Raw genomic sequence first — 782 nt, forward strand, 5'->3', positions numbered from 1 at the left:
GTTTTCTGTTCCTGAGGCAGCGGGGGGTTGAGACCGAAGCAGTAGCCGACATTGCGCACTGTGTGGATCAAGCTGGGCTGGCGCGGATCCCGTTCCAGCTTTTTGCGCAACGAGAGGATATGGGTATCGACGGTGCGAGGGTTATCGGTGGAATCCGGCCACGCTCGCTCCAGCAGCTCTAGACGAGAGACGGGATCCCCATCCGCCTGCACCAGCACCATCAGCAGGCTAAACTCCTGAGGCGTGAGGTCGATCCCTTCCCCGGCCAGGGCAACGCGCCGTTGCACCAGGTCAATTTTGAGATCCCCGTACTGCAGAAAGGTAGGGGGGATATGACGCTGTCGCCGCCGAGCCAAGGCTAGAAGGTGGGCATCCAGCAGTTGCATACTAAAGGGCTTGGTGAGGTAATCGTCCGCTCCTGCTTCTAGGCCGGCGATAATGTCCGCTTCGGATCCCCGGTGGGAGAGTAGCAAAATCAGCAGATCGTACTGGCGATGGGCCCACCGGCACAATTGCAGCCCGCCGCGGTTGGACAGCTCCGCATCCAAAATCAGCAGGTGAATGGGCTGCTGTTGCAGCAGAGTCTTTGCTTGGCGAAGGGTCTCTGCTTCCCAAACTTGGTGTCCGGCCTGTTGCAAATGCCAACACAGCAAGCTGCGCAGATGAGGGTTGCCTTCTGCCAGCAAGATGTGCAAGGGTTGCATGGCTGTTCGGTTGGGATCCCGCCCACATCATAGTGCTCCGCACCGCTGACGCGACAGTGCTATGCCTCCGGCACCCTA

Annotated in this window: 1 protein-coding gene; it reads right to left on the reverse strand. The window is 59.6% G+C overall.

From position 1 onward, the window contains the following. On the reverse strand, window positions 1-704 hold a 704-nt coding region (locus NW820_RS13040; RefSeq protein WP_414407728.1), incomplete at its 3' end, for a response regulator transcription factor. Between the last annotated feature and the right edge of the window lie 78 nt (window positions 705-782).

Origin of the sequence: Synechococcus sp. R55.7 (assembly GCF_047461955.1) — a bacterium.
In the GTDB taxonomy this organism is placed as follows: Bacteria; Cyanobacteriota; Cyanobacteriia; order Thermostichales; family Thermostichaceae; genus Thermostichus.